Annotated in this window: 6 protein-coding genes and 1 pseudogene; 2 read left to right on the forward strand and 5 right to left on the reverse strand. The window is 73.1% G+C overall.

The window, feature by feature from the left end:
• Positions 1–160 precede the first annotated feature (160 nt).
• Both AB0O21_RS14825 and AB0O21_RS14830 read right to left on the reverse strand, forming a co-directional pair.
• Positions 161–2,935, reverse strand: a complete 2,775-nt coding sequence (locus tag AB0O21_RS14825) for a SpoIIE family protein phosphatase (RefSeq protein WP_365170979.1) — start codon at positions 2,933–2,935, stop codon at positions 161–163.
• Positions 2,936–3,013: 78 nt separating this feature from the next.
• Positions 3,014–3,949 carry a cyclase family protein gene (locus tag AB0O21_RS14830; protein ID WP_365170980.1) on the reverse strand — a complete coding sequence of 312 codons (936 nt, stop codon included), beginning with the start codon at positions 3,947–3,949 and terminating at the stop codon, positions 3,014–3,016.
• 148 nt (positions 3,950–4,097) lie between these two features.
• Here AB0O21_RS14830 and AB0O21_RS14835 point away from each other — a divergent pair, with 148 nt between their 5' ends.
• Positions 4,098–5,258 (forward strand): PP2C family protein-serine/threonine phosphatase, encoded by a 1,161-nt coding sequence (locus AB0O21_RS14835; RefSeq protein WP_365170981.1) that lies wholly within the window; start codon positions 4,098–4,100, stop codon positions 5,256–5,258.
• Between the two features lie 265 nt (positions 5,259–5,523).
• Here AB0O21_RS14835 and AB0O21_RS14840 read toward each other — a convergent pair whose 3' ends face one another.
• Positions 5,524–6,165 carry a HAMP domain-containing sensor histidine kinase gene (locus AB0O21_RS14840; protein ID WP_365170983.1) on the reverse strand — a complete coding sequence of 214 codons (642 nt, stop codon included), beginning with the start codon at positions 6,163–6,165 and terminating at the stop codon, positions 5,524–5,526.
• On the opposite strand from AB0O21_RS14840, the pseudogene AB0O21_RS14845 reads away from it, so the two are divergent.
• Positions 6,092–6,472, forward strand: a pseudogene (locus tag AB0O21_RS14845) (ABC transporter permease); the annotation flags it as partial. The gene AB0O21_RS14840 and the pseudogene AB0O21_RS14845 sit on opposite strands and share 74 nt — an antisense overlap.
• 20 nt (positions 6,473–6,492) lie before the next feature.
• On the opposite strand, the gene AB0O21_RS14850 reads toward AB0O21_RS14845, so the two are convergent.
• Together AB0O21_RS14850 and AB0O21_RS14855 are read right to left on the reverse strand one after the other, a co-directional pair.
• Positions 6,493–7,377, reverse strand: a complete 885-nt coding sequence (locus tag AB0O21_RS14850) for an ABC transporter permease (RefSeq protein ID WP_365170985.1) — start codon at positions 7,375–7,377, stop codon at positions 6,493–6,495.
• On the reverse strand, positions 7,364–7,873 hold a 510-nt coding region (locus AB0O21_RS14855; RefSeq protein ID WP_365170987.1), incomplete at its 5' end, for an ABC transporter ATP-binding protein. The genes AB0O21_RS14850 and AB0O21_RS14855, both read right to left, overlap by 14 nt.

Below are 7,873 nucleotides of genomic sequence, written 5' to 3' on the forward strand. Positions count from 1 at the left end.
GTGCCGGAGCGGACGGCTCGTCGGGGGATCAGTGGGGTCATGGGCGTCATGGGCGTCATGCACGGACGTCTCCGGGGCCGACCTGGAAGCTCCCTCTCGGGAAGGTGGGACAGCGAGGATGCTACTGGGACTCAAGGGATGTTCTCGGGTGAAATGGAGGTTATGCGGCAGCCAGTGAGCATTCGGCCCAGATGACCTTGCCCTGCGGGGTGTGGCGGGTGCCCCATGCCTGGGTCAGCTGTGCGACGAGGAACAGCCCGCGCCCGCCCTCGTCCGTGTTGGCCGCCCGCCGCAGGTGCGGGGCGGTGCTGGTGCCGTCCGACACCTCGCAGATCAGTGCGCGGTCGTGGATCAGGCGCACCTGGATCGGCTCGGTGCCGTAGCGGATCGCGTTGGTGACCAGCTCGCTCAGCACCAGCTCGGCGGCGAACGCGACGTCGTCCAGCCCCCATTGGGCCAGCCGGCGGGTGGCGGCGGCCCGGATGTCGGAGACCCGAGCGGGATCGGCCGGCAGGTCCCACACGGCGATCCGGTCCGCGGGCAGGGTGTGGGTGCGGGCGACGAGCAGGGCGATGTCGTCCGAGGGGTGCTCGGGCGCCATGACGTCCATGACCGCCTGGCAGGTGTCCTCCGGGGTCCGGTCCGGATGGGCCAGGGCGCGCCGCAGCTCGTCGAGGGCGACGTCGATGTCGCGGTGGCGGTCCTCGACGAGCCCGTCGGTGTAGAGGATCAGCGTGCTCTCTTCGGGGAGCACGATCTCGGCCGTCTCGAAGGGCAGGCCGCCCAGGCCCAGCGGCGGCCCGGCGGGCACGTCGGGGAAGGTCACGGTGCCGTCTGGATGGACCAGGGCCGGCGGGAGGTGTCCGGCCCGGGCCATGGTGCAGTGCCGCGAGGTGGGGTCGTAGATGGCGTAGAGACAGGTGGCGCCGACGATGCCGGTGCTGCCCGTGGCGTCGTCGCCCTCCTCCCGGTCCAGGCGCACCAGGAGGTTGTCGAGATGGGTGAGGAGCTCGTCGGGGGCGAGCTCCAGTTCGGCGAAGTTGCGTGCGGCGGTCCGCAGCCGCCCCATCGTGGCGGCGGCGTGCAGCCCGTGGCCGACGACGTCGCCCACGAGGAGGGCGACACGGGTGCCGGACAGCGGGATGACGTCGAACCAGTCGCCGCCCACTCCGGATTCGGCGGGCAGATAGCGGTGGGCCACCTCGACGGCGCCCTGTTCGGGCAGGCCGCGCGGGAGCAGGCTGCGCTGCAGGGCCAGGGCCAGGGTGTGCTCGCGGGTGTAGCGGCGGGCGTTGTCGATGCACAGGGCGGCGCGGACCGCGAGTTCCTGGGCCAGCCGGCTGTCGTCGTCCCCGAAGGGCGCCGGGTCCTGCGAGCGGTAGAAGCTCGCGATGCCCAGCAGGACGCCGCGGGCGAACAGCGGGACGGCGATGAGGGAGTGCACCCCGTGGTCGAGGACCTGCCGGGAGCGCTCGGGACTCTGGGCGAACCAGCCGGCCGCGGACTTCAGCTCGGGTTCCAGGACCGCCCGCCCGCCGGCCAGGGCGCGCATGTGGGGGGTCCCGGCCTGGAACTCCAGGTGTTGTCCGACCGGGTAGAAGGGGCAGTCGTCGCGGATGCCGTGGACCACCGTGCGGTGCAGGTCGGCCTCGGGATCGGGGGACTCGTCGCCGCGCAGCACGGCCCCGGGGAGGTCGACGGTGACGTAGTCGGCCAGGCCCGGGACGGCCAGTTCGGCGAGTTCCCAGGCGGTGCGGCTCACGTCGAGGGTGGTGCCGATACGGGTGCTGGCCTCGGCCAGCAGCTCCAGGCGGCGCCGCGCCTCTATGGCGTACTTCCCGACCTCCGGCTCGCCGACCAGCACCAGGCCGCGGACGGTTCCGGGGCTGGGCCCGGCAGCGCCGGAGGGCGGCCCGGCGGAAGGCGGACTTGCGGGCGGCGGTCCGGCGCGGGGCCGCCCGGCCCGGGGCGCGACGGAGAGGTGGTGGACCGGCTGCGTGTCGCTGTTGAGCACGGCCTCCACGACCATGCCCGCCACCCCGGAGCGGCTCGTGACCGGGCGGCTCAGCAGAGTGGCTTCCCGGCCGTGGGGGAGGGTGACGTCCACGGCGGCCCTCCGGGACGAGGCGAGGAGCTCGGTCGCCTTCTCCTTGAGGATCGCCTGATCGTGCGGGTCCAGCTTGAGACCGGCCAGTCCGGCCAGTCCGGCCAGTCCGTCCAGCTCGGCCGGCCCGATGTGGAGCCCGTCCCCGGCGGCCCCGCCGGTCCGCGCGCGCCGTTCGGCATCGACGTACGCGCGCAACAGCACGCGCTCGCGCGCCGAGCTCTGCTCCATCAGCCGCCGCTCGATCGCCTCGGCGGCCCGGCGGACCGCGACGGCCAGGGCGGGGCGCTCGAAGGCGTAGGGGTACCCGAAGCAGAGCACGCCCAGGATCATCCCGCTGAGCCGGTCGCGGACGGGGACGGCGCAGCAGGCGCTCCGCTGGGCGCGCTCGGCGAAGTGCTCGGCGCCGTAGACCTGGATGAGGCGCCGCTCGGCCAGCGCGAGGCCGATGCCGTTGGTCCCGGCGACCCGCTCGGCGAAGACGAAGCCGGGGACGCTCTGGATGGGGGGCAGGCTGTACTCCAGCGAGGGCTCGCCGAAACGGCGTTGCAGCACCGTGCCGTTCGCGTCGGCGACCGAGATGTTCATCTGGCTGCCGGAGAATCGGTGCTGCAACTGGTCGAGGACGGGTCCGGCCGCACGCACGAGCCGGCCGTCCGGATCGAAGTCGTCGCTGTAGGGCAGCTCGGTCTGGTCCGGCGACAGTCCCAGCAGCCGGCAGCGCAGCCACGAGTCCAGAATCGGGCTGCGCACTCCGGTCTCGACCGACTCGCCGACCAGGAACCGCTCACGGGAGCGTGCGGGGCCGATCTGGTCGCCCGTGACCCCCATCTGCATCACTTCCCTTGCCGGTGTGGCCTGGCCAGTCCAATCAGCGCGTTTTGAGTATATTCCCGGCAAAACGCCGCTTCACAGGACGGCCACCGGATTGACCGGCGATCCCGTACCGCCGGGGACGTCGAGGGGCGTCACGACGATCATGAACTCGTAGCGGCCCGCTTCGGCGCAAGCGGCGGACAGCGCCTCCAGGTCCAGGTTGTCCAGCAGCGGCACCCCCATGGCCGCGATGGCGAGGGTGTGGACGGGGGAGTGGAGGCCCTCGACCGGGGACGGGCGCACGTCGCTGTCCCCGTCCGCGCCGAGCAGGCTGATCGCACGCCCGGCCAGCAGCGGCATCGCGTCCACGTGGAAGCCCGCGCTCGCCGAGCCGACGTCCCACGGGCCCAGCCGACGGCGGCGCAGGAACCGGCCGGAGCGCAGCAGCACCGCACACCCGTCGTCGATCGCGAGGCCGAGCCCGCGCTCGGCGGCGATGACGTCACGGGCGTGGACCGCCTGCCCGGGCTCCAGCCAGTCGGCCCCGAGGACGGCGGGCAGGTCGAGGAGCACGCCCTTGGTGACGAGCGGGCCGAGCGCCGCCACCGCCCCGAAGCGGGCGCCGCCGGCGCCGATGACCTCGCGTGCCGGGTGTCCCTCGTAGAGCCGTCCCCGGTAGGCGATGTGCGACAGCGCGTCGAGGTGGGTCACGGCCTTGCCGTGGTAGTCCACGCCGAGGAAGTCCTTGTGGGTGGCCGGTTCCGGGGGCTCCACGTCGCCGAGGTCGGACATGTAGTGCAGGGCGGGCCTGGTGTTGTCGGGACCGGGCCGGGTGTTCCAGGGCCGTCCCAGGGGGACGGTCGTACCGTCCCGGACCAGGGCGGCTGCCCGCCGCACATGGTCCGGGGTGACCCGGTTCCAGGCGCCCCGGTCGGCCGGCGTCCAGCGGCCCCAGGTGCGGAGCGCGGCGAAGAGGGCGTCGAACTCCTGACGGGAGACCCGGGGAACCTCCGCGGGGTGGGTGCTCATGGGTGTGCGGCGCTCCAGACTCGCAGGGCGGCGGGACGGGGGGCCCGCCGTTTCCGCATCCCTACCCGGTCGCGGCGGCGGCGTCTTCGCCCGCGGGCGAAGACCCGACGAGTGGCGGCCGTACGCCGGGGCGAGGCAGGCTGTATGCATGAGAGCGCCCTTGCGCTCGCCCCCGGGACCGGGAGCCGGCGGTCACCACCAGGTCCTCTTCGCCCTCGCGGAGGGCCTGCCCTTCGCAATCGCCCTGGCGGTGCTCGTCATCGAGCTCACGCCCGCGCACGTCGTGTACACCGGCCCCCTGCTCGTTGCCACACCCGCACTGGCGGCCGTGACGATGGGTCCCAAGGGGACGCTCGCGGCCGCGGCGGTGGCCCTCGGGGTCAGCGTGGCCACCGCCACCCACAACCAGGCCTGGGGCGGCCAGCAGGTCTACACGAACCTCGTCGCCCTGTTCCTGGTGTCGGTGGCGAGCGTCATCACGAGCCGCGCCGTGCGCACGCGCCGGGAGAACGAGCTCAACCAGATCCGCCGGATCGCCGCGGCCGCCCAGGACGTCCTGCTGCGGCCGGTGCCGGCCCGGTTGGGCCCCGTACGGGCGGCCAGCATGTACCTGGCGGCCGAGGCGGGCGCGCAGATCGGCGGCGATCTGTACGACGCCGTCCAGACCCGGTACGGCGTCCGGATGATCGTCGGGGACGTCCGGGGCAAAGGGCTGCCCGCGGTACGGGCCGCCGCGGTCGTGCTCGGCGCGTTCCGGGAGGCCGTGCACTACGAGGACGACCTGGTGGAGGTCGTGAACCACTGCGGAGCGGCCCTGCGCCGGGACTCCGCGGTCGCGGCCGCGGGCCGGTCCGGCGGTGAGGACGCCGTCCTGGAGGGCTTCGTCACCGTGCTCCTGGCCCAGATCCCGGACGGACCCGACGTCGAGGTGATCAACCGGGGCCATCCGCCGCCGCTGCTCCTGCGGAACGGCACGGTCCGGCCGCTGACGCCCACCACGCCCCTGCCGCCGCTGGGCCTCGAGGAATTCATCAGCGGCCCGCCCGGGCAGCTGGACAGCTACCGGTTCGCGCCGGGGGACCGGCTGTTGCTGCACACCGACGGCGTCATCGAGGCCCGCGACGGCGAGAACACCTTCTTCGACCTGCCCGAGGCCATGGCGGCGATGGGAGACCACACCCGGCTCGCGTTCCTCGAGGGGTTGCGCCGGGGATTGCTCCGCCATACGGAGGGCCGCCTGGCGGACGACGTGGCGGTCATCGTCGTCGACCGGATCGAAGACCCTGTCCCGGGGGCGGCAGGCGCGTGACGCGCGGCGACCCACGAAACGGGCTCCCTGCGTCGGCATTGTCCGGATCAGGTATGGGGGTCGCCCTCGGGTCTCCCGACCGTCGGGCCTCTCAGCCCTACCGTTGACGTCGGCCACGGCGGACGACCTTCTTCCGCCCCAGTCGGCTACTGCGGTCGAGCTCCCTCGCTCGCTTCGTAGGTCTACCAGGAGCATTGCCCGCCAGAGGCGGCCAAAACATCGCATGTCAGTATTTCCGCTGATTTTTTGCGCGGGAGCGGACTCCTCAGTTGCTCCCGGGGTCCCGCGGGAGCGTGGCGGTGACGGTCAGCCCTCCGTCGGGGCGGGGGCGGGCGATGACGTCGCCGCCGTGGGCGCGGGCGACGGAGCGGACGATGGACAGGCCGAGGCCCGCGCCCTTGGCCGTGACCAGGCGCTCGGTGCCCAGGCGGCGGAAGGGTTCGAACAGGGTGGGGATCTCGTAGGGCGGCACCTCGGGTCCGGTGTTGCCCACCTCGATCTCGACCCGGCCGTCGTCGCGGGTGCGGCTGATCACCCGTACCCATCCGTCCGGGCCGGTGTTGTGCCGTACGCCGTTCTCCACGAGGTTCTGCACCAGCCGTTCGAGCAGCAGCGCGTCACCGGTGGTGGGGGCGGGGCCGGGCTCGGCGTGCAGGGCGATCCCCGCCCGCCGGGCCTCGGCGGCGGACTGGGCGGCCACATGGGTGACCACGTCGGCGAGGTCGACGGGCTGCCGCTCGGGGACGTGGTGGTCCGAGCCGGCCAGCAGCAGCAGACCGGTGATGAGCCGCTCGTGCCGGTCGTTGATCTGCAGGAGGTCCTCCCCGAGCTTCACGGGGCTGCTGCCCGGCCTCGGCGGGGTGGCCCTGCTCGTCGGCGGTGTCGGCGTGGCCAACACCATGGTCATCTCCGTCCTGGAACGCCGCGCCGAAATCGGCCTGCGGCGCTCCCTGGGCGCCACCCGGGGACAGATCCGGACCCAGTTCCTCGCCGAGGCCCTGCTGCTGTCCGCGCTGGGCGGAGCGGGCGGGGCGCTGCTGGCAACGGCCGTGACCACCGGGTACGCCGTCTACCAGGACTGGCCGGCGGTCATACCCCCGTGGGCCGTTCTCGGCGGTATCGCCGCGACCCTCGCCATCGGCGCCCTGGCCGGCCTCTACCCGGCCGTCCGCGCCTCCCGGCTCTCACCGACGGAGGCTCTGGCGGCCCCGTAGCCGGGGCCGCTCCGAGGCGCTCAGCTCTTGACCAGCAGGCCGCGGCTGCGCAGTACCCACCGCTCGAGCGGGCTGAAGATCAGCAGGTCGATGGCGATGCCGACGATCAGGATCAGGATGATCGCGAGGAACACGCCGGGCAGGTCGATGTTGTTGCGGCCGTTCTCCAGGAGCTGGCCCAGGCCCAGGCCCAGGTCGGGGGAGGAGGCGATGATCTCGGCGGCCATGAGGGAGCGCCAGGAGAAGGCCCAGCCCTGCTTGAGGCCGGCCAGGTAGCCGGGCAGCGCGGCCGGCATGACGATGTGCCGGGCGCCGCGCAGGCCGGTGGCTCCGAGGGTGCGGCCGGCCCGCAGGTAGAGCGGGGGGATCTGGTCGATGCCGGAGACGAGGCCGTTGGCGATGGACGGGACGGCGCCCAGCAGGATCACCGTGAACATCATGGCGTCGTTGAGGCCGAACCAGAGCACGGCCGGCGGGACCCAGGCCACCGAGGGCAGGGACTGCAGTCCCTGGAGGATCGGGCCGATCGCCGCGCGTACGAACTTCACCCGGGCGACCAGCAGGCCGAGCGGGGTGCCGATGGCCAGGGCGAGGACGAAGCCGAGGAGGCCGCGGGACACGCTCGTCCAGATGACCTCCAGCAGGGTGCCGTTGAGCCACATGTCGGACAGGCTGTCCCAGACCGCGGACAGGGGCGGGAGCTTGGTCTCCTCGGTGACCTTCGCCGCGACGAGGACCTGCCAGACCAGCAGGACGAGGCCGACGGCGAGGACAGGGGGGAGGACCTTCTTGGTGAGGATCTCGCGGAGCGGGGTGCGGTGGGTCTGGACGGCGTCGAGGGCGTCCAGACCGGCTTCGAGGCCCGCGAGGTCGTCCGACTTCGGCTTGGTTTCAGTGCTGGCCATGGCGGCGGATCTCCCCACGCAGGTGTTCAGTGATCTCAAGGGACAGTTCCGCGACGTCCGCGTCTTCGATGCGGCGCGGCTGCGGGATGTCCACGGTCCATTCCTTCGCGACCCGGCCGGGGCGGGAGGAGAGCAGGACCACGCGCTGCGCGAGGCGGACGGCCTCGCGCACGTTGTGCGTGACGAAGAGGACGGACAGGCCGGTCTCTTCCCAGATGCGGGTGAGTTCGCCGTGCAGGACGTCGCGGGTGATGGCGTCCAGGGCCGCGAAGGGCTCGTCCATCAGCAGCAGGCGGCTGTCCTGGGCCAGGGCCCGGGCCAGCGCCACGCGCTGGCGCATGCCGCCGGACAGCTCGTGGACGCGCTTGCCGTACGCGCCGCCGAGGCGGACCAGCTCCAGGAGCCGTTCGGCCTCCGGCTTGCGGTCGGCCTTGGCCACCCCGCGCAGCCGCAGGGCGAGTTCGATGTTCTTGCCCGCGGTCAGCCACGGGAAGAG

Source organism: Streptomyces sp. NPDC091371 (assembly GCF_040684275.1).
Lineage (GTDB): Bacteria > Actinomycetota > Actinomycetes > Streptomycetales > Streptomycetaceae > Streptomyces.